The organism is Stenotrophomonas maltophilia group sp. SKK55, from assembly GCF_057179845.1.
The window spans coordinates 107,404-128,482 of the sequence record NZ_JBXUHP010000059.1; the positions used below are offsets into that span (position 1 = coordinate 107,404).

The following is a 21,079-nucleotide window of genomic DNA, read 5'->3' on the forward strand; positions in this document are numbered from 1 at the left end:
CGACCCACAGGAAACCGCTTTTGCTTCAGTTGTTGCTGTTGCTGTTGCTCCAGCCCGTAGCAGGTGCAGGGCTGCAAGCCCTGCCGAACAACCCCCTAATCGTGACCGCTGTCGTCCAGGCTGATGATGCCGCGCCGCAGTGCCTGGGTTACCGCATGCGTGCGATCACCCACGCCGAGCTTGTCCATCAGGCTTTTCATGTGCGCCTTCACCGTCTGCTCGGAAATCTGCATGCGCTCGCCGATGCGCTTGTTCGACAGCCCTCCGGCCACGTGCCGCAGTACCTCGGTCTCGCGGGGCGACAAGCGATCTTCCACCACGTGCGCGGCGATGCTGGCTGCCACCGCCGGGGGAATCGGTGCGCGCCGGCCGCCGGCGACCATGCGGATGGTGTCGACCAGTTCATGCCGCAGCATGTCCTTCAGCAGGTACGCGCTGGCGCCGGCCTGCAGCGCCCGCACCGCACGTACGTCACCGCGGTAAGTGGTCAGCACGATGATGCGCGCGCGTGGGTCCAGCGCGCGGATCCGCACGATGGCTTCCACACCATCCAGGCGGGGCATCTGCAGGTCCATCAGCACGACGTCGGGCTGCAGCTGCTGGTAGCGTGCGATGGCTTCCTCGCCATCGGCGGCCTCGCCGAGCAGGCGCAGGTCGGCATGAGCGCCCAGCAGTGCCGCCAGTCCATCACGCAGCAGCGGGTGGTCGTCGACCACCAGCACGCCGATCGGGGCAGGGGACTCAGTCATGGGTTTCTCTACTCCAGGGCCAATGCCAACGCGATCGGCGGCGGTGATACAGCCGCCGGGCCGGGACTGCCAGCGCGACTTCGGTACCCAGCCCGGGGCGGGTCCACAGCTGCAGTTCCGCGCCGAGGCGCTGGGCGCGCTCACGCATGCCCTGCAGGCCCCAATGGCCATGGCCGGCGTTCTCGTCGGCAATGCCGGCGCCGTCGTCGCGCACGTGCAGCAGGAAACAACGCGTGCCGTAGGACAGTTCCACTTCAACGGCACTGGCATTGGCATGGCGCAACGCATTGCGGATGGCCTCGCGCCCGATCAGGAACACCTCTTCGGCCGCGTCGGCCTGCAGCGGTGGCGCCGCGCCTTCCACGGTCAGGCGCAGCGGATTGATGCCATGCCCGGCGTATTCGGCGTGCACGTCGGCCAGCGCCGAAGCGAGGTCGCGGCCCGCGAACGGCGCCTCGCGCAGCGCATTGACCCGCTCGCGACCCTCGGCCAGGTTGCGCTCGGCCAGCTGCATCGCTGACTCAAGCTGGCTGCGCACCGGCGCTGGTGTCTGCGCTGACTGGCTGATCGCGTGCAGGCGCAGGATCAGGCCCTGGCTACCCTGCAGCAGGGTGTCGTGCAGGTCGCGCGCGATGCGTTCGCGTTCGTCGTTGCGTTCCTGCAGTCGGGCGCGGAACAGTGCGGCCAGCTGCCCGCTGCGGATGCGTACCGCCAGCACCAGCAGTGCAAGCACGGCGGCGGTGCACAGCAGCTTGAACCACACGGTCTGCATGAAGGTGGGAGCGATGCGGAAGCTGCGGCTGGCCGGTGCGGTGCTCCAGATGCCGTCCTCGTTGGCGGCTTCCACCTCGAACCGGTAGGTGCCGGGCGCGAGGTTGGTGTAATACGCACGTGTGCTGCTGCCAGCGTCCTGCCAACCATCATCCACGCCCGACAGGCGGTAGCGGTATCGGTTGCGCTCCGGACGTGCCAACGACAGCGCCACGTAATCGATCTGCAGCTGGCTGGTGCCTGCCGGGAGGCGCAGGCCATCGCGTAGCGGCGCGTGCTCGCTGCCATACAGCACCTCGCCGATACGCACGCTGGGAGCCATCGTATTGACGTGCGAGCGGGTGGTGTCCAGCCAGGCCAGGCCCTGGTTGGTGGCCAGCCACAGCAGGCCGTCGTCGGCCAGGGCGGCGGTGGAGATCGGTCCGCTCTGCAGGGCGATGCCGGGCATGCCGTCGATGGCATCGAACAGGCGTGGCGTCACTGGCAGGCCGGAGCGCAGGGCACGGCGCAGCAACCCGCTTTCCATCCGTACCAGGCCACGGCTGCCGTTGAGCCACAGGTGTCCATTGGCATCGGCGACCATGCCGGTGATGCCTTCCAGTAGGCCGGCCATGTCGGTGCGCACCGGAACGAACCGGCCGTTGCCCAGCCGTGCCGCCAGCCCTGCTTCGCCGGCGACCAGCAGAAGGTCCCGGTGGTGCAGCATCGCAGTGATCGGTCCTACCGACAGGCCGTCCCCGGCGCCGAAGCTCTCGGTGCCATTTGCACCCAGGCGGCGCAGGCGGCCATCGGCATAGCCGAGCAGCAGCTGGCCATCGGCATCCAGCGCCAGCGATGAGCAGGCCTGCTCTGGCAGGCGGATTTCACGTTGCCACTGGTCATGCTGGTAGTGCAGCACCCCGCGTTCGCCGGCGCAGACCCAGGCCTGTCCGTCATCGGGGAACAACAGGGCATGCAGCGGCTGCCCGGTGAACGGCGCCGGCAGCGGGATCAATGTGGTGCGGCCGGCGACCGTGCGCGCGAGGTTGACCCAGTCGAACTGCCAGATCGACGTGGGTGCCTGCCGCGCGGCGGCCTGCAGCTGCGTGGCGCTGCCATTCAGCAGGGGGCGCCGCAGGTCGTAGGGCTTGAGGTCTTCGCCATAGCCATACACGCGCCCATCGCTGGCCCGTACCAGCGAGCGGTAGGGATCGCTCGGGCCGACAACCAGGGCGTGCACGCTGCGTGCGCGGAAGCGGTTGAGGCCGAGATTGGTGCCGACCCAGAGATTGCCTTCGCGATCGACGATGATCGGCACTGCCGATGTGGCGGTCAGTCCTTGCGGCGAATCGAAGCGTTCCATGCGCACGGCCCGGGTGCCGTCGAAGGTGATGCGGGCGACGCCGCCGTGCGGGCTCATCGTGGCCCACAGCGCGCCATCGGCAGTGAACTGCAGGCGCGCAGCAACCAGTTCCGGCAACCGCCGCGTCTCACGTTCGCCGGCCGCCAGCAGACCCTGCGCGTTGGCCAGCGGCGAGGTGCCGCGCACCCGGTCGGCCAGCCACACTTCACCCTGCGGGCTTTCGGCCAGCGTCGCCATCTGCGAGACCGCGATGCCGGTGTCCTCGAACGCGGTCTGGCCCGCCGCACGCATCCAGATCTTCAGGTCGGCCAGCACCCAGAACCTGCCCCGGCTGTCGTGCAGCACCCACTGCACTCGGCGCTCGGGCAGGCCGGCAGCGGCCGGCAGTGGCTGCCAGCGGTGTCCGTCAAAGCGGCGCAGCCCGCCATTGATCGCCGCCCAGAGCTGGCCCTGGCGATCCTGGCTGAAGCGTGGGACCACGCCGACCGGCACCCCCTGCTCGCGGCCGTAGCTGCGAAGCTGCCCATGCGTGAACTGGCTGATGCCGGCCTGGAAGTAGCCGATCCACAGCGCACCGCCGGCGGCATGCGCCAGCGTGACCATGTTGGTGGACGGGAACTGGCTGCCGGCGGGCGCTGGCTGCCGTTCGAAGCGACGGCCATCGAAGCGGTACAGGCCCGAGCCGGTAGCCAGCCATAACAGGCCCTCGCGGTCCTGGGCAATGTCCCAGATATCGCCTGGCGCGCCCTGGCCGACACGCCAGGCGGTGTGCTCGTAATCGGGCAGCCCGCCGCTCACCGGCGGGCGCTGCACGGCAAAGGCGGGCAGGGAGGTCAACAGCAGCAGGCACGTCAGCAGCGTCGGCAGGCGACGCACGGACGGGAAGGGGCGGCCACGCATGGCGCGCATTCTGGCAGGTGTGGGGCAGTCCGGGGTGACCCGAACGGGGTAGGCGGCGTGCGCCGGCGTCGGCTATCACGCCGGCATGCCCTCCGGAGCCCCGCCATGCAGCGCCTGTTCGTGATGTTCCCCGACCGCGGTCCGGGCATCGGCCTGCTGTGGTTGCGGTTGTGCCTGTCCGCTGCACTTTTCTCGCCCGGCATGCAGGCGGGCGGGTGGTCCGCGTTGTGCCTGCTGGCAGTGCCGGTGCTCGTGCTGGGTGCGTTGACGCCGTTGGCGGCGCTGATGGCGGCCGTGGGCATGTTCGCGCAGCAGGCGCCGTGGCCGCAGGCGCTGCTGCCATTGGCGCTGTTGCTGGTGGGGCCTGGCGCCTATTCACTGGATGCGCGGTTGTTCGGGCGCCGCCTGCTCGGCCGTCGGCCTCCCCCATTCGGGTAGGTGCTGGCCTCGACCGACGGGGGTAGGGCATCACGCAGGGGTCACGCACCATGGGGCACCCCTTCGCGGCGTCCCGCATGGCTACCCTCTTCCCGCCTGATCCGCCCGCCGCTTCACTGGCACCGCAGCAGGCGGCCGCCTTGCAGCGCGCCCTGCGCTATGTCGATGAGCATCTGTCGCAGCCGCTGCGGGTGACCGAGCTGGCGGCGGCCGCCTGCGTCAGCCGCTTCCATCTGGTACGCCTGTTCCGCGCCGGTACCGGCGCCAGCCCGTTGCGCTATGTCCGCCGCCGTCGCATCGAGCGTGCGCGCCAGCTGCTGCCGGGCGCGCAGCTGCCGATGGCCTGCCTGGCCCAGCAGCTGGGCTTCTTCGACCAGAGCCATTTCGTCCGCAGCTTCCGCGCGGAGACCGGCTGCAGCCCCGGCCAGTACGTCGCCGGTGATGCCGCCCTGTTGCATCCCCTTGATCGTGTTTCCAACGGAGTCCACCCATGAGCCTTGCCACCGCCACTCCCGCCCCGGCGCTGCTGTCGCCGACCGACCACGCCCTGGTGCTGATCGACTTCCAGTCGCAGATGGCGTTCGCCACCCACACCATCGACATCTCTGCGCTGCGCAACAACGTGTCGCTGATCGGCAAGGGCGCCAAGGGCTTCAATGTACCGGTCGTGCTGACCACAGTCGCCGAAGCATCGTTCTCCGGGCCGATGTTCCCGGAACTGCCGCAGATCTTCCCTGGCCAGACGGTGTTCGATCGCACCTCGATGAACACCTGGGAAGACCAGCCTGTGATCGATGAGATCAACCGCATCGGCAAGCGCCGTCTGGTCATCGCCGGCCTGTGGACCAGCGTCTGCATCGTCGGCCCGGCGTTGTCGGCGCTGGCGCAGGGCTTCGAGGTGTATGTGATTACCGATGCCTGCGGCGATGTCAGCGAGGAAGCGCACGAGCGTGCGATCACCCGCATGGTGCAGGCCGGCGCGGTGCCGATGACCAGCGTGCAGTACCTGCTCGAACTGCAGCGCGACTGGGCACGGGGTGAAACCTACGACCTGACTACCGGCATTGCGCGCGACCACGCCGGCGGCTACGGGATCGGCATCCAGTACGCCAAGCGGATGTTCGGTGCGCAGGAAGGCGGGCACTGAGCATGGTTGCCGGCCATGGCCTCGACCTGGCCCTGCTGATGCTGCGCGTGGCGGCAGGAGGCTTCCTGCTGCCGCACGCGCTGGGCAAGCTGTTCGGCTGGTTCGGGGGGCCGGGGCTTTCCGGCTTCGCCACCGAGCTGCGCGGTTTCGGGCTGCCGGCAGTGGCACCGTTGCCATTGCTGTTGGCCTTGCTGCAGGTGTTGTCCGGGCTGGCCGTGCTGCTGGGGTGGCAGACCCGCATCGCCGCACTTGCGGCGGCTGCCTTCATCGGCTTCACCGTGCTGTTGGCCCTGCCCAAGGGCTGGTTCTGGATGCGCGGCGGCAGTGAGTACCCGTTGATGTGGACCACGGTGCTGCTGGCCCTCGCGCTGGCCGGCCCCGGCGCCTGGGCGCTGGACGGCCAACGCTTTCCGGGAGATTTCGCATGAGTCACGATCCCCTCGATCACGGCCGCCGCAACGTGGTGCTGGCCAGCGGCGCCGCTGTTGCGCTCGGCCTGGCAGGTCGTGCCGGTGCCGCACTCGATTCCACTTCCAAGGAGCGTCGCATGAGCACGCTGGTCATTCGCAATGCCCGCATTACCACCCTCGACCCGCAGCAGCCGCATGCGCAGGCGCTGGCTGTACAGGAGGGCCGCATCGTCGCCGTCGGCAGCGACGAGGAGATCATGCGCGGCTGGGGCAATGAAGCGACGCTGATCGACGCGCAGGGCCGGCGCCTGCTGCCCGGCCTCAACGACAGCCATACCCACCTCATCCGTGGTGGCCTGAACTACAACCTGGAACTGCGCTGGGACGGCCTGCGTTCGCTGGGCGATGCCCTGGACATGCTGAAGGCCCAGGTAGACCGTACTCCCGCGCCGCAGTGGGTGCGCGTGGTCGGTGGCTTCACCGCTGCGCAGTTCAACGAGAAGCGCCTGCCGACGCTGCAGGAGCTCAACGACATCGCACCGGATACGCCGGTGTTCCTGCTGCACCTGTATGACCGCGCACTGCTCAACCGCGCCGCGCTGCGCGCCTGCGGCTACAGCAAGGACACGCCAGATCCGCCGGGTGGCCAGATCGTGCGCGATTCGCTGGGCAACCCTACCGGGCTGCTGCTGGCCAAGCCCAATGCGCTGATCCTGTACGCCACGCTGGCCAAGGGCCCGCGCCTGCCGATCGAATACCAGGCCAACTCGACGCGCCATTTCATGCGCGAACTGAACCGGCTTGGCATCACTTCTGTGATCGACGCCGGCGGTGGCTTCCAGAACTACCCCGAGGACTACCAGGTCATCGAGCAGCTGCATCGCGATGATCAGCTGACGGTGCGCATCGCCTACAACCTGTTCACCCAGAACAAGGGCAGGGAAGTGGATGACTTCCGTGGCTGGAGCGAGATCCTGCAGCCGCGCCAGGGCGATGACCTGCTGCGCCACAACGGCGCGGGCGAGATGCTGGTGTTCTCTGCCGCCGACTTCGAACTGTTCAACGAACCGCGCCCGGAACTGCCGCCGGAGCTGGAGCCCGAACTGCACGACGTGGTGAAGCTGCTGGTCGAGAAGCGCTGGCCGTTCCGCATCCACGCCACCTACGACGAGAGCATCACCCGCATCCTGGATGTATACGAACAGGTCAACCGCGAGGTGCCGTTCGATGGCCTGCACTGGTTCATTGACCACGCCGAGACCATCACTCCGCGCAATATCGAGCGCATCCGCGCGCTGGGTGGGGGTATCGCCGTGCAGCACCGCATGGCTTACCAGGGCGAAGCCTTCGTCGAGCGCTACGGTGTGCAGGCGGCACGGCACACGCCGCCGGTCAGGCGCATGTTGGCCGAGGGCGTGCCGGTGGGCGCAGGCACCGACGCCACCCGCGTGGCCAGCTACAACCCGTGGGTGGCATTGTCCTGGCTGGTGACCGGGCGCACCGTGGGCGGGTTGGCCCTGTATGGCGAGGAAAACCTGCTCGAACGCGAGCAGGCGCTGCGCCTGTGGACCCAGGGCAGCGCCTGGTTCTCCGGCGACGAAGCAGTAAAAGGGACATTGAAGGTTGGTCAGCTGGCCGACTTCATCCTGCTCTCGGCCGATTTCTTCCGCGTCGACGACGCGCAGATCGCCGACATCACCAGCCTGCTGACCGTGGTCGGCGGGCGCATCGTGCATGCCGACGGCGATTATGCTGGCCTGGCGCCGCAGCTGCCGCCGGCGATGCCCAGCTGGTCGCCGGTCAACCGGTTCGGTGGTTACCATGTCGGCGGTGCTGCCACCGGGTTGGCAGCTGCCCATCGCCACCATCACGGTGTGGCCTGCAGTACGCATGGTGCTCACGGGCATGCCGCGCAGCATGCGGCGCCCACCGATGACCTGACCGCCTTCTGGGGCGCGATGGGATGCTCGTGCTTCGCGTTCTGAGCCTGGCGCTGCTGGCCGTGCCATCGCTGGCGCTGGCCTGCGAGGGTGGCCATTGCACTGACGCCGGTGACGGCCAATTGCGGTGGGACGCCTCGCTGCGCCTGCGTGGCCTGTACTACGACCCGACCCGGTTCGGCATCGGTGGCAGTGAAGATGGCTATGGCCTGCTGCGTGCACTGGCTTCGGCCACCTATGTGGAGGACACCTGGCAGGCAAAACTGCAGCTGGGCGTGCATGCCGAGAATGGCAAGGCAGGCGGCCCGGGCCGCACCGACCGTGGTGCCTTGGACGTGCAGCAGGCGTACTGGCGCTGGCAGCGCGGTGGCTTCCATGTGCAGCTCGGCCGGCAGGAAGCCGGCTATGGCAGCTCGCGGCTGTTGTCGGTGCGCGATGGGCCGAATATCCGCCTGGCCTTCGACGGTGCGCGCCTGGGCTGGAAGGGGCGGCTCGGCACGCTTGACCTGATGGCCCTGCGGCCGGTCGAGAACCGGCCGGGTGCCTTTGATGATCGCAGCGAACACGGTGCGCACCTGTGGGGTGCCTATGCCACCGCGGCACGCGGGCAGGGCGTGGGACAGTGGGATCTGTACCTGCTGGACTATCGTCGCGACGGTGCGCGCTTTGCGGCAGGCTCGGGAACCGAGCGCCGGCAGACACTCGGTGCGCGCTGGTTCGGCCAGTCAGGTCTGCTGGACTGGAACAGTGAGCTGGTGGCGCAGGGCGGTGAACTGCGTGCCGCCACCGGCCCACTCGACATCCGTGCCTGGACGCTGGCGACCGACACCGGCTGGCGCTGGACGGAGCGGCCGCTGCAACCGCGGCTGGGGCTGAAGGCCGACATCGCCAGTGGCGATGGCAACCTGCACGACCGGCGACTGGGCACCTTCAATGCACTGTTCCCGAAATCGGCCTACTTCAGCGAGGCCAGCCTGCTGGCCCCGGCCAATCTGATGGACCTGCAGCCGACACTGGCCCTGCGCCTGCACGACGCGGTGACGACGGAACTGGGCGTACAGATGGCCTGGAAGCATCGTCGTGCCGATGCGGTCTACACCACGCCGGCGCCGCTGGTGGCGTTGCCGGGCAGCGCCGGTGGCGCGCGCCGCATCGGCACCCAGTACAAATCCGAAACCCGCTGGCAGGCCAGCGAACACTGGCAATGGCAGCTGCAGCTGGCCTGGGTCGACGCCGGTCCTGCACTGAAGCAGGCTGGAGGCCAGGACACGCTGTTCGCCTCGATCGTTGGAGCATGGCAATGGTGAACGCACCCGCGTCGCAACCCCCCGCACAGGCCGCAGGGGCCTGGTCCCCGCTGAAGATCCAGATGTTCCGCTCGATCTGGCTGGCGATCCTGGCCAGCAACATCGGCACCTGGGTCAATGACGTGGCCGCCGCCTGGGTGATGGCCGAGCGCACCGGTTCGCCGTTGATGGTGGCCCTGGTGCAGTCGGCCACCACGGTGCCGATCGTGCTGCTGGCGCTCGCTGCCGGCACCCTGGCCGACATTGTCGATCGTCGGAAGTACCTGTTGGCGACCCAGGGCTGGATGCTGCTGGTGGCCGCCGCGATGGCTGCGTTGACCGCGATGGACCTGCTGACCCCGCAGTTGCTGGTGCTGCTGACCTTCTGCATGGGCTGTGGTGCGGCGATGGCAATGCCCGCGCAGGCCGCCATCGTCTCTGAACTGGTGCCGCAGCCGATGCTGGCCTCGGCGGTGGCGCTGAACTCGATCGGCATCAATATCGCCCGTTCGATCGGCCCGGCCATCGGTGGCGTGATCGTCGCCCAGCTGGGTGCGGTCTGGGCGTTCGGCTTCAATGCCATCACCTTCGCCGCGATGCTGTTCGTGGTGTGGGGTTGGAAGCGCGACCCAAAGCAGTCGAGCTTGCCGCCGGAAGGCTTCGGTGCCGGATTGAAAGCGGGCCTGCGCTACGCCAGCCGTGCCGGACGGCTGCAGGCGGTGCTGATCAAGTCGGTCGGCTTCTTCTTCTTCGCCGCGGCAATGAACGCGTTGTTGCCCGTGGTGGTGCGTGGGCAGATGCAGGGTGGGGCGGGGCAGTACGGCATGCTGCTGGGCTGCATCGGCATCGGTGCAGTGGGCGGTGCCTTGCTGCTGCCGAAGCTGCGCGCACAGCTGGATCGCGACCTGCTGGTACTGCTGGCGACGTTGTCGCTGGCCCTGAGCCTGGTCGGGCTGGCGCTGACCCGCAGCTGGTACGTGCTTCCGGCGGTGATGCTGGTGAATGGATTTGCGTGGATCACCGTGCTGTCGTCGCTGCAGATCGCTGCGCAGACTGCGGTTCCGGCATGGGTACGTGCGCGTGCGCTGGCGCTGTACATCATGGTGTTCTCTGCCGGCATGGCCGCCGGCGGCCTGAGCTGGGGCGCGCTCGCTCAGCGCACCTCGCCCGAACTGGCGTTGCTGGTGGCAGCGGCCGGTGCGGTGATCGGTGGATTGCTGGTGTGGCGCGTGCGCATCGCCGGCACCGAAGACCTGAACCTGCGCCCGGCCGGGCACTGGCCGGCACCCGAGCTGTCGGTGCCGGTGTCGAACGATCGAGGCCCGGTGCTGGTCACCATCGAGTACCGCATCGATGATGCTGATCGTGCCGCGTTCCAGGCGCAGATGCGCGCGATGGGATCCATCCGTCGTCGCGACGGTGCGGTGGTCTGGGGCGTAGTCGAAGACGTGGCAACACCGGGAATCCACCTTGAGTATTTCGTGACCCCGTCATGGCTGGAGCACCTTCGCCAGCACGAGCGCATCACCGCCGACGACAAGGCGATCCAGGAAGAACTACGCGGATTGCATCGGGGAGAGCGCGCGCCGGTGGTGCGCCACTTCGTGGGTGGCCATGATCCGCTGCCCGCCTCCGTGCCACATCACCATGCCGACATCTGAGCCGTCGCGGGTAGAGCCGGCCGCTGGCCGGCTGCGCAGGATCGCGATGGATTGATCGGGGTGCCGGCCAGCGGCCGGCACTACCGAAGGGGCGGCGGCACCGTTGCGGCGCCGCCGCGATACCTCACTTGCGTGCGAATGCCAGCAGATCGGCGTTGAACTGGTCGGCGTGGGTGATGGTCAGGCCATGCGGCGCACCGGGGTACACGTTCAGTTCGGCATCCTTGATGATCTGCGAGGACAGCTTGGCCGAGGCATCGAACGGCACGATCTGGTCGTCATCGCCGTGCACGACCAGCGCCGGCACGTCGATCTTCTTCAGGTCCTCGGTGTAGTCCACTTCCGAGAATTCGTGCACGCAGTCGTACTGGCCCTTGACGCCACCGAGCATGCCCTGCAGCCAGAACGCATCGCGCATGCCCTGGGTAACGTTGTTGCCATCCCGGTTGGCGCCGAAGAACGGGGTGGTCAGGTCCTTGAAGAACTGCGAACGGTCGCCGCCGGTACCCTTGCGGATACCGTCGAAGACCTCCAGCGGGGTGCCGGCGGGGTTGCCAGCGGTCTTCAGCATCAGCGGCGGCACGGCGCCGACCAGCACCACCTTGGCCACGCGCGCGCTGCCGTGGCGGCCGATGTAATGGGCCACTTCACCGCCGCCGGTGGAATGGCCGACCAGGATCGCGTCCTTCAGGTCCAGCGCTTCGATCACCGCGGCCAGGTCATCGGCATAGGTGTCCATGTTGTTGCCATCCCAGGTCTGGCTGGAGCGTCCGTGGCTGCGGCGATCGTGGGCGACCACGCGGAAGCCGTTCTGGCCCATGAACAGCATCTGCGGATCCCAGGCATCGGAAGACAGCGGCCAACCGTGGGCGAACACGATCGGCTGGCCGGTGCCCCAATCCTTGTAGAAGATGCGGGCGCCATCGGCGACGGTGACGAAGTTGCTCATTGCAGGTTCCTTGGCGGAAGGGAGGGAAGGCTTCGGCAGGATGCCGGTGCCTTCGGCAGTACAGCGCAGGCGCAGGCGACCGACTTGCACGGCTGTGCTGGATTGCATCGGATGTGACGCGTATCGCTCTGGCAGGACGGGAGCCGTGTGCCGAGGATGAGCGCAGCCCGCCACAGGAACGCACGGATGCCCGCCATGCGATGGTCGCTGATGCTGTGCCTGCTGCTGCCCATGGCAGCGCCGGCACAGACCCATGTCTACAAGTGCGTGGATGGACCGCACCCGGTCTACCAGCAGACACCCTGCCAGGGGCGTGCCGCATGGCGCTGGGACGTGCCCGCGGAGCAGTCATTGTCCCGCGGCGCTGTGGCGCCAGCGGCCTCGACACCGAAGCCATCGCCCCGGCCACGGCGTGCGGCGCGGGCGCACGGTGCGCTGATCACGATCAGCACGGATGCGGCGGCCTGCGAGCGTGCCCGGCGTGATCGCGAGCAGGCGTTGCTCAAGCGTCGGCGCCTGGACTTCGTGCAGCGCCGGCAGCTGGATGACGCGGTCTACGGCGCCTGCCAGTGACGCGGGGGCGCTGAAGTGCCGAAAACGACAACGGCGCCATAGGGCCGCCGTCGCGTGGAGTACCGTGAGTGCAGCTCTCAGCGACCGTCGCTGGCGGCGGCCGGTGCGGGCACGCTGTCCGGCTTGGGCAGGCTCAACTCCGGGTTGCCCTGTTCGGCCTGCAGGATCTGGATGCGGCGCTGCAGGGCGTCCAGCTGGCTGTTGGTGCTCTGCACGTCGGTGCTGAGGCTCACGGCCTGCTGCTGGGCCTGCTGCAGGGCGGCGCTGACCTGGGCCGACTGCGCCTGCTGTTGTTCCATTTCCTGCTGCAGGGTACGCAGGCGTTCCTCGTTGTAGGCCACCAGGCGCTCGGTGTAGCGCTTGCCGGCTTCAAGGCGGGTGGTGTCGATGTAGACCTGGGCCAGCTGCTCGGACTGCTGCGCGAAGGTGCGGTAGACGCGCTCGGCGTTGTCCACCGCATCGGTCTTGATCACCCGCCAGAAGTTCTTCTCCTGGAACAGGGCGACGTAGTAGGTCAGGGTGTTGGCATTGAACAGCAGGCTGGCGCCGTAGTTGCCGTTGTAGGTGGTGCGCAGCTCGGTCAGCTGGCGCGAGTCCATCAACTGCTTGAGTTCGTCCACGGTATTGCGCACCACCGGCGCGCTGCGCGCCGGTTCGGCTGCCGCCTCACGGTCGCCACGTGCAGCCATCGCTGCCGGTGCCACCAGCATCATGACCACGGCCAGCACTGCCGCGCTGCGCGCGTGCCGGGCAAAGACCGCGCCCCCTGAAGTTTCTCGCATGTCTAGACCATCCACGGATGAGTGTGGGTTGATATGAAGGTGGTTCCCCGCCGGGAGTCTAGCATGGGTGTGGGCGCCGCCAAGGGCGCCCGTCACGGGTCAGTAGACCAGCTGTGCGGCGCTGCACTGGATCGACTGCACGTTGACGTCGGTCCGGCCCAGTTCAAGGCCCAGCACGCTGGCCAGCAGGTTGGTCAGCAGGGTGCCGACACTGTTGAGCACCGGCCGCAGTGCGGCCAGGATCGGCTTCAGCACGGTGCACAGCAGGCCGCTGCAGCTGACGCTGCCATCGGGGTTGGTGACACCCGTTCCCCCGGCACCATCGAGAAAGCCGGCCGGTGCGGTCTGGATGTACGACGCCAGATTGTTGCGCACGCAGCCGTTGTAATCGATCAGGTTGCCGAGCAGGCTGTCGCAGCGGTTGATCAGCAGGCCGCCGACCAGCGAGCCAAGCAGGCCATCGAGCAGGCCCAGGCCCTGGCCGGTGACGGTCGTCCTGTAACCGGTCCACACCGAACCGTCTTCCCAGCAGGTGGTCAGGCCCAGCAGGCAGGGCTTGGGGACGCCATTCTTCACCGTCCAGTTGCCCAGCGGGGCGAGATTGCGTGCCGGATCGCCATCGCGCAGCAGCGGGATGACCTGGTCGACGTTGTAGCGTCCGCCAGTCGGAAAGGCCGCCTGCAGGTAGCGATCGGCCAGCGCCTTGGCGGTGTCGTTGGCGTTCATGCCCTGCTTGGGCGAATTGAGCATGCCCGACAGCACCCGTAGCAGTTCGTTCACCAGGCTCGACACTGCGTCACCGATCGCGAGCGGGTTGAACCGGGTCGAGCCGGTCTCACCGGCGGCCAGGGTCAGGGTCTGCGTGCTGGTCAGGGCAGGCAGGGTAATCCTGTCGTTGATCAATGGTTGGCCCAGCAGCTTCAGCAGCTGTTCGTCCTGCAGCGTGGCGTCGCAGACATTGGCCTTGGAGAAGCGCTGTGCAGGGTCGACATTGCCGACGCAGGCGCGCAGCACCGACGAGTCCACCTGGATCGTGGCCTTGGGTGGATTGCCGCCGCACTGGATGCCGGTCAGCGTGCCCATGCCGTTGGCCACGTCGACGTGCAGCGGCAGGTGCAGGCGCGTGCCAAGCAGGTTCAGCAGCGGCCCCAGCGCGAACAGGTTGTTGCTGTCCACGTCCGCCATCAGCCGCACCTGCGCGTTGTAGGCACGGCTGCCGACACCGCCGATGGCGATCGATGGCGGCTCGACCACGCCTGCCTGGATGCTGATGCCCAGCAGGTCCAGTCCCTTGACCGCCACACCGTTGCCATTGTTGGCGATGGAGATCGCGGTGCTGATCAGGTTGAGCACGTTGATCTGTGACTCCAGTGCGCTGCCGACCGTGCCGTCGGGCGAGACAACTTCGGCAAACAGGCCACCGCCGCCGGACTGGCTGCCAAGCACGATGTTGAGCTTGTTGATGTCCAGCTGGGTGGCAACCAGATCGGACAGGGCGCGCAGCTGCACCCCCGCTGCGGAGTCACGGCCGACCACGGTGGCGGTAGCATCGACCAGCTGTGCCAGCGAAATCTTGTTGACCGACAGCAGGCGATTGAAGTCGGCCACGCTGAGGTTGGCGCTTACCGGTATGTTGAGCGCTTTCAGCAGGCCGGACGGAGTCACGTTGGCCTGCGCCAGGCCGTCATAGGACAGCACCGTGGCATTGGTGACGTCCAGGCCAACCAGGCGCAGGGTGGACAGCAGCACTGAATCGCCATTGGTCCTTAGCAGCTGCGAGCCGACCGCAAACACCGCGGTGGGTTCGGCACGGCGCGCCACGGCCTGCACGCTCACGGTGGGCAGGCTGGAAGTCTGCCCGAAGAAGGGCAGCACGCTGCGCTCGGCGATTACCTGAACGGCATTGCGGGGATTGCTGGCATCGACGCTGGTGACGAAGCGGGTGCCGGTGCCACGGCTGGCGCTCCAGTTGCCGCAGCGGATCTGCAGGGTGCCTGCGAACCCGTTCTGGGCCACCGCATTCTGCCGGGCAGCGCTGTTGTCGCTGTTGTCCGGGCTGCACAGCTCCAGCCGCTGTGCGCCGGCCAGTGCGGCAAGGTCGGCCACCTTCTGCGCATCACGCTTGGCCCAGAACAGATAGCCGATCTCGATCAGGCCCAGCATGGCCAACAGCGCCAGCATGACCAGCATCATCGTGACCGACATGCCGCCGCGTGCGCGGCTGAAACTGAACTGGCGTGGGCGTTTCATGGCCGACCTCAGCGTCCGGAGGAGGAGGCGTCCTTGGACCGGGAGACATCGGTCTCAAAGAAGTCCGGGATCTCGTGTTCAAAGCTCTTCAGGTAACGCGCATAGCTCAGCGTGGCCTGGTCACCCAGGATCGGCAGCCGCTGGCCGGCCTGCTGCCCGGAGGCCTGCAGGCGGAACAGATTGCGGGTCGCCTCGCCGCTGGGCAGGCGTGCACGCGGTGCGGCGGGCGGTGCTGAAAGAGGTGCGACGTCGGTTGCGATGGTCGACGCTTGCGCCCCAGTCACCTCGGCGGATGCGGCCGGTGCGGCCAACTCCACGGTGGGAAGCGGCTCGGCCTGCATCGGCGCCGTGCCCGCTGGCGACGGCGAGGGGCCACCGAGCATCTGTCCGGTCAATGGCTGTTGCTGCGCCTGCACGGCACCGGCAACAAGCAGGCAGCACAGCACGGGCAACAGGCGTCGGATCTGGCGCATCGTGGTCATGGTGTGCTTCCGGTCGGGTGGTCGGTGGCGCTGAAGCGTTCCAGCATCGAGGGTGGCAGGCGCTGCGGATCGCGTTGGTCGCGCGGGTCGCGGTGGGGTTCGCCCGCCAGCCGTGCGCCGCCCGATGCACGAGCGCCACTCTCGACGCTGGCCGTGTGTGCAGGTGTGGCTGCATTGGCTGCAGCAGCGGCCTGTCGTTGCTGCAGGCGCGTCCGGATCTGCTGGGCCTGCTGCTGGATGCTTCGGCGCGTTTCCTCGTTGAGGCTGGCCTGTGCCGATAGCCGCTCCGCCGTGGCCTGGTCGCCGCGCAGTACCGCCCAGAGTGCAAGGTTGGCCGTTGCCTTGGCGTTGCCCGGTGAAAGTTCCAGGGCCTTGGCCAGCGGCTCGCGGGCCTGATCGAACTGGCCGGCACGCAGCCGTGCATAGCCCAGGTCGCCCAGGTAGTCGGTGTTCAAGGGCTGCAGCTGCGTGGCGCGCGCCAGCGCCTGTTCGCTGCCGGCGTCGTCGTCGCGGCGTGCAGCGATCAGGCCCAGGCCATGGGCGGCCGCCGCGGCCTGCGGCCCGCTGGACAGCGCGCGATACAGCGCGACCGCCGCGTCGGTCTGGCCGGTCTCACGCAGTGCGTCGGCCTGCAGCAGGCGCAGGGCAGGACGATCACCATAGCGCTGGCGGAAGGCCTCCACATGGGCCAGCGAGGCATACCAGGCGCCCTGCTGCTGCATGCGTTCGATCAGCTCCAGATAGGCGTTGCGGCTGTCCTGCGGATCGGGTTCCGGCGGCGCAAGGCTGGGCGCCCGCACATACTTCGGCGTGGTCGAGGCGCAGCCACTGGCCAGGGCGGCGAGGGTGACGGCAAGCAGCAGGCAGGAGGTATGCAGGGCAGGCATCAGGGAGATCCCATCTTGGACAGGGTGGTGGCCAGCGCGACCAGCGCCGGGCCGGCAAGCACCAGCATCAGTGCCGGCAACAGGGTCAGCATCATCACCACGGTCATCTTCACCGAGAGCTTGCCGACCTTTTCCTTCAACGCGTTGCGGCGCTGTTCGCGCAGGCGGAGGCTGAACTGGCGCAACGGCTCCTGCACTGCGCCGCCGTGCGCATGCACCTGCAGGATCAACTGCATCAGGCTGGCCAGGTCATCATCGGCGTAGACCTCGCTCAGCCGCCGCAATGACTGTGCGCGCGTGCGGCCATGGGTATAGGCCACATTGGCTTCCTGCAGTTCGCCGCCGAGTACCGGCAATGCATCGCGCAGCTTGTCGCCCAGCGTCTGCAGGCTCTGGTCCATGCTGAAGCCCACGCCCTGCAGCAGGCGCAGCAGGTCGATCAGCAGGGGCAGCTCGTTCTCGACCGCACGGCGGCGGCGCTTGACCCACGACGACAGCACGAACTTCGGCAGCAGCAGCCCGGCCGCCAGCGCACCGATCACCACCATCACCTTGGCAAGCCCATGCGCGCTGCTGAACGCCAGCGCCAGCGCCAGCACCAACAGGGCAAGCAGCAGGCGCAGGCCGAGATAGATCGCGGTGCCGCGGCGCGTGTTCTAGCCAGCCAGGTCCAACAGCAGCTTGTCTTCGCTGGCAAGCAGCGCGGCCTCCAGGCGGCCGCCACTGAGCGAGCGCCCGAAGCGCTCGATCCAGCCCAGCGAGTCGCGGCGCGTGGCCTCGGTGTCGCGGCCTTCTTCACGCGGCTGCAGGGCGGTTTTCAGTGTGGCTGAGGTGCGGTGCTCGCGATGGCTGCGTACCCAGCCGGCGATACCGAGCAGGGCGACGCCGGCTGCCAGCACCAGCAGCGAAAGGGCGAACCAGGCGCTGGCGCTCATCGGGCACCTCCGGGGCGGCTCCGGGCGGTCATAGCGATTTGGCCAGGCGGTACAGCAGGAACGCCCCGAGCAGTTCCAGGCCCAGTGCGATCAGCAGGATCCTGTGACCGAGCGGGTCGTGCAGCACCGGCTGGAAGAACGCCGGGCTGGAGATCGCCATCAGCACCGCACTGGCGGGTGGCAGCAGCCCCAGCACCCAGGCCGACATCCGTGTTTCCGAGGTGGTGGCCGCCAGTTCCTGCTGGGCCTGTTCCAGGTCGCGCATGAAATCGCCCATGCGTTGCAGGATCTGGTCGGCGCGCCCACCAATGCGCACGCTCACTCCGATCACCACTGCCAGCACCTTCAGTACGTCCATCCGGTACGGCTGCGCGGCCAGGCTCAATGCACGATCCAGGTCCATGCCGCTGCGTGCATAGCGCACCGTGGTGTCGAGCAGGCCGCGCAGTGGCGCGCTGGTCTGCATCGAAGACACCTGGAACGCGGCCTGCAGGCTGTTGCCCAGCGCGGTGAGGCGGACCAGGTTGTCGAGAAAGTCCGGCATCTGGTGCAGCAGCTGCGCGCGCAGCTTCGTGATCCGGCGCATCACCCACAGCCAGCAGCCCAGCAGGTACAGCAGCAGGGTCAGCGGAAACATCCAGGCCGTGCCCAGCCGCATCGCCGCCACGACCGCAAGCACCAGTCCCGGCACCAGCAGCATCAGTGGCAGCTTCCAGCCCGGCTGAAGGCCGGCGCGCTGCAGGACACCGTCCCACGGCAGTACGCGGGTCCCAGTGCTGGCCGGGCGGGTCGAATCGTTGGCCGCCGCAACGGCAGGCCCGGCCGGTACTGCGCCGGCCGCGCTGCCGCGCGCCAGTTGTTGCTCGGCATGCTGCAGCGAGGCCTGGCGCTGCTCACGGCTGGCGGCGGTGCCCCACAGCCAGACGGCCAGCGCCAGCAGCACCGAGATGATGCTCAACACGCCCAGCAGCAGGCCGGTGCCCATGCTCAGAAGTCCCCGTAGAGCGATTCACGCAGTTGCTGGCGGAACGGCTCCAGCTTGTGCGAGTGCGGATGGAAGCCCAGGCCGATCCAGCGGTCGGTCTCGCGGCCGGCGGCGTCGATCTGCACCTCGTGGCGGAACATTTCCTGGGTGGTGATCAGGTTGTCACTGACCCCGGTGATCTCGGTGATCGAGACCAGCACCCGGCGCCCGCTGCCCAGCCGCGAGATCTGCACGATGAAGTCGATGGCGCTGGCAATCTGCCGGCGCAGGCTGTCCTCGCTGCCCTGGAAGCCGGCAAAGCCTGCCAGCATCTCGATGCGGTACAGGCAGTCGCGCGGCGTGTTGGCGTGGATGGTGGCCATCGATCCGTCATGGCCGGTGTTCATCGCCTGCAGCATTTCCAGCACTTCCGCGCCACGCACCTCGCCGACCACGATGCGGTCCGGGCGCATGCGCAGACTGTTGCGCACCAGGTCGCGGATGCTGACCGCGCCCTGGCCCTCGGCGCCACCGATGCGGCTTTCCAGGCGCACCACGTGCGGATGGTTCAGCGAAAGCTCGGCGGTGTCCTCCACGGTGATGACGCGCTCGCTGGGTGGCACGTAGCTGGCCAGTGCGTTCAGCAGCGAGGTCTTGCCGGAGCTGGTGCCGCCGGAGACCAGGATGTTGCATCGGCCCAGCACCATTGCCTTCAGCAGGGCCTGCATCGGTGCGTCGAAGGTGCCCTTGGCGAGCAGTTCGTCGGGGGTGAACGGGTCCTTGCGGAACTTGCGGATGGACACCATCGGCCCGTCCACCGCCAGTGGCGAGATGATCGCGTTGAGGCGGCCGCCGTTGGGCAGGCGCGCATCGACCATCGGATTGGAATCATCCAGCCGGCGGCCCAGCGGCGCGAGGATGCGGCGCAGGATGCGCAGCAGGTGGGTGTCATCGGTGAAGCGCTGGGTGGCACGCCGGAGCTGGCCACCCTGCGAAACGTGCACGTCCTTGAAACCGTTGATCAGGATGTCTTCGATGGAGGGGTCGTGGAGCAGGTCGTCCAGCGGGCCGAAACCGGTCAGCTCCTTGACCAGGCCCTCGGCAACCACCTGCATCTCTTCTTCGTTGATCGGGATGCGCCATTCCTGGATGAAGCCCACGGTCTGTACCTGCACCCAGCGGGCGATGGTATCCGGGGCCCAGGAATCGATGTCGATGCGCTCGTCCTCGATGCTGTTGAGCAGGTGCTCATGCGCGGCCGACAGCACCTTCTGGTACTGCTCGGTCTGTGCGAACGGCAGGTGGCCCGGGCTTTCGTGCAGCAGCGGGCGGGCAACGGCATGCGGGAACGGGGTTACCTTGTCTTCCATTGCGATCCACCCAGGGCAAGGGAGAGTCTTTCCCGCAGGCCATGCGGCTGGACCGGGCAGGCAGCCGGGTCCAGCCGTGACACGAGCGGGGCGAGGGCACGCAGGTAGGGATCGCGCGGCGCATCCTGCAGCAGCAGGCGGCCCTGGCTGGCGGCAAGGCGCACGCGCGGTCGTTCAGGCAATGTCGCCAGCAACGGCACTTCGAAGCGGCGTGCGATCTGTTCCGGGCTCATGCCGCTGCTGTCGTCGTGGCGGTTGATCACCAGCTGCAGGCGCTTCTCGCGCTCGCGCTGGCCTGCAAGATGCTTCAGCGCCTGGTCCAGCGAGACCAGCGTGGCGATCGACGCATCGGTGACCAGCCAGATTTCGTCTGCCTGGTCCAGCAACAGCGGCGGCAGCTGCCGCAACGGGCAGCCGCCGGCATCACACAGCACGCTGGCGAACACCCCGCGCAGGCGCTGCAGCAGCGCGCCAGGGTCGGACGGGGGCACGGCATCACTGCCGCCGGCACGGTCCAGCAGCACCAGCCCGGAGTCATGGCGCGCCATCGCGGTGCGTGCGAGGGTGGCGTCGATGCGGCTGGCGTTGCGCAGCGCATCCTCGTAGTGGAAGCGGCTGTCGAGATTGAGGTACAGCGCAAGGTCACCGGACGGCTGTGCCAGTTCCATCAGCAGGCCGTCCTGCTGCACTGCATCGCCCTGGGCAAGGGCCCGCGTCTGTTGCGCCAGCACCGAAAGATGTGCGGCCAGGGTACTGGTGCCGACGCCTGCGCGCACGCCCAGCAGCACGATCAGGCGCGCCTTGTGCGCGTGCTGCGCCACCGCGACCGGGCGCGGTGACAGCGCACGCCGCAGGGCCGCCTCGATGCCGGCGTTGTCGCTGTCCAGGTCCAGCACATCGCGCAGGCCGGCGCGCAGCGCGATCACCACGCCTTCGACCTGGCCGGCGCTGGTGGCGCCGACCGCGACCAGCGCCAGGTCCGGTTGGGTCTGCTGCAGCTGCTGTGCCAGCACGCTCGAGGCAGCCGCGTGCTCGGGCCGGAAGTCAAGCAGCACCAGGCTCTGCGGGCCGCGTTGCAGGTCCTGCGCAGACGTCGGCGCACTGCTGTCCTGCCAGTGCAGGGTGGTGGTCGGCGGCAGCTTGGCGGCCAGCCGGGGCAGCAGTTCGCGGTCGATGCCGTACAGGACCAGGTTCATCGGCGGTCCTTGCGGATGCAGCGGCTGGGCGGTGGCGTAGGGCATGG

At 68.2% G+C, this 21,079-nt stretch carries 18 protein-coding genes and 1 pseudogene; 8 read left to right on the top strand and 11 right to left on the bottom strand.

The window, feature by feature from the left end:
- Positions 1-95 precede the first annotated feature (95 nt).
- Complete coding sequence (locus tag AC2A1N_RS18555; RefSeq protein WP_069138296.1) at positions 96-749, bottom strand: response regulator; 654 nt, start codon at positions 747-749, stop codon at positions 96-98.
- Positions 742-3,771, bottom strand: a complete 3,030-nt coding sequence (locus AC2A1N_RS18560) for a sensor histidine kinase (RefSeq protein ID WP_242893718.1) — start codon at positions 3,769-3,771, stop codon at positions 742-744. Before AC2A1N_RS18560 ends, AC2A1N_RS18555 begins: the two co-directional genes overlap by 8 nt.
- Before the next feature lie 96 nt (positions 3,772-3,867).
- Here AC2A1N_RS18560 and AC2A1N_RS18565 point away from each other — a divergent pair, with 96 nt between their 5' ends.
- From AC2A1N_RS18565 to AC2A1N_RS18595, 7 genes are all read left to right on the top strand, one after another.
- Positions 3,868-4,200 carry a hypothetical protein gene (locus AC2A1N_RS18565; RefSeq protein ID WP_061480729.1) on the top strand — a complete coding sequence of 111 codons (333 nt, stop codon included), beginning with the start codon at positions 3,868-3,870 and terminating at the stop codon, positions 4,198-4,200.
- A 50-nt stretch (positions 4,201-4,250) separates the two neighbouring features.
- Positions 4,251-4,694, top strand: a complete 444-nt coding sequence (locus AC2A1N_RS18570; RefSeq protein ID WP_050562701.1) for a helix-turn-helix transcriptional regulator — start codon at positions 4,251-4,253, stop codon at positions 4,692-4,694.
- On the top strand, positions 4,691-5,347 hold the full coding sequence (locus tag AC2A1N_RS18575) for a hydrolase (protein WP_005417006.1): 657 nt from the start codon (positions 4,691-4,693) through the stop codon (positions 5,345-5,347). Before AC2A1N_RS18570 ends, AC2A1N_RS18575 begins: the two co-directional genes overlap by 4 nt.
- 2 nt (positions 5,348-5,349) lie before the next feature.
- The gene (locus AC2A1N_RS18580; RefSeq protein ID WP_061480730.1) at positions 5,350-5,775 is read left to right on the top strand and encodes a DoxX family protein; all 426 of its coding nucleotides are present in this window, start codon (positions 5,350-5,352) and stop codon (positions 5,773-5,775) included.
- A gap of 119 nt (positions 5,776-5,894) precedes the next feature.
- Entirely contained in the window at positions 5,895-7,742 is a 1,848-nt protein-coding gene (locus AC2A1N_RS18585; RefSeq protein WP_181357896.1) for an amidohydrolase, read from the top strand.
- Positions 7,721-9,004 (top strand): alginate export family protein, encoded by a 1,284-nt coding sequence (locus tag AC2A1N_RS18590; RefSeq protein WP_061480732.1) that lies wholly within the window; start codon positions 7,721-7,723, stop codon positions 9,002-9,004. Before AC2A1N_RS18585 ends, AC2A1N_RS18590 begins: the two co-directional genes overlap by 22 nt.
- On the top strand, positions 8,998-10,644 hold the full coding sequence (locus AC2A1N_RS18595) for an MFS transporter (protein ID WP_061480733.1): 1,647 nt from the start codon (positions 8,998-9,000) through the stop codon (positions 10,642-10,644). The genes AC2A1N_RS18590 and AC2A1N_RS18595 overlap by 7 nt, the downstream gene beginning before the upstream one ends.
- A 124-nt stretch (positions 10,645-10,768) precedes the next feature.
- Here the strand turns inward: AC2A1N_RS18595 and AC2A1N_RS18600 are convergent, their stop codons facing one another.
- On the bottom strand, positions 10,769-11,593 hold the full coding sequence (locus tag AC2A1N_RS18600; RefSeq protein ID WP_061479823.1) for an alpha/beta fold hydrolase: 825 nt from the start codon (positions 11,591-11,593) through the stop codon (positions 10,769-10,771).
- Positions 11,594-11,779: 186 nt separating this feature from the next.
- On the opposite strand from AC2A1N_RS18600, the gene AC2A1N_RS18605 reads away from it, so the two are divergent.
- Positions 11,780-12,166, top strand: a complete 387-nt coding sequence (locus AC2A1N_RS18605) for a hypothetical protein (protein WP_065196127.1) — start codon at positions 11,780-11,782, stop codon at positions 12,164-12,166.
- A gap of 77 nt (positions 12,167-12,243) precedes the next feature.
- Here AC2A1N_RS18605 and AC2A1N_RS18610 read toward each other — a convergent pair whose 3' ends face one another.
- The 8 genes and pseudogenes from AC2A1N_RS18610 to AC2A1N_RS18645 form a co-directional block, all read right to left on the bottom strand.
- Positions 12,244-12,948 carry a DUF2968 domain-containing protein gene (locus tag AC2A1N_RS18610; protein WP_032954256.1) on the bottom strand — a complete coding sequence of 235 codons (705 nt, stop codon included), beginning with the start codon at positions 12,946-12,948 and terminating at the stop codon, positions 12,244-12,246.
- 99 nt (positions 12,949-13,047) lie between these two features.
- Positions 13,048-15,198 (bottom strand): TadG family pilus assembly protein, encoded by a 2,151-nt coding sequence (locus AC2A1N_RS18615; protein WP_061479825.1) that lies wholly within the window; start codon positions 15,196-15,198, stop codon positions 13,048-13,050.
- Between the two features lie 8 nt (positions 15,199-15,206).
- Positions 15,207-15,680, bottom strand: coding sequence for a DUF3613 domain-containing protein (locus AC2A1N_RS18620; protein WP_061479826.1), 474 nt, complete (start codon positions 15,678-15,680; stop codon positions 15,207-15,209).
- Positions 15,677-16,567 (bottom strand): tetratricopeptide repeat protein, encoded by an 891-nt coding sequence (locus tag AC2A1N_RS18625; RefSeq protein WP_242893722.1) that lies wholly within the window; start codon positions 16,565-16,567, stop codon positions 15,677-15,679. Before AC2A1N_RS18625 ends, AC2A1N_RS18620 begins: the two co-directional genes overlap by 4 nt.
- Positions 16,567-17,502 (bottom strand): annotated as a pseudogene (locus AC2A1N_RS18630) (type II secretion system F family protein). Before AC2A1N_RS18630 ends, AC2A1N_RS18625 begins: the two are co-directional and overlap by 1 nt.
- Before the next feature lie 28 nt (positions 17,503-17,530).
- A complete protein-coding gene (locus AC2A1N_RS18635) occupies positions 17,531-18,487 on the bottom strand; it encodes a type II secretion system F family protein (RefSeq protein WP_069138314.1) in 957 nt (318 codons plus the stop codon).
- 2 nt (positions 18,488-18,489) lie between these two features.
- The gene (locus tag AC2A1N_RS18640; RefSeq protein WP_061479830.1) at positions 18,490-19,836 is read right to left on the bottom strand and encodes a TadA family conjugal transfer-associated ATPase; all 1,347 of its coding nucleotides are present in this window, start codon (positions 19,834-19,836) and stop codon (positions 18,490-18,492) included.
- Positions 19,821-21,077, bottom strand: a complete 1,257-nt coding sequence (locus AC2A1N_RS18645) for a CpaE/TadZ family protein (RefSeq protein WP_242893724.1) — start codon at positions 21,075-21,077, stop codon at positions 19,821-19,823. Before AC2A1N_RS18645 ends, AC2A1N_RS18640 begins: the two co-directional genes overlap by 16 nt.
- Positions 21,078-21,079: the final 2 nt, after the last annotated feature.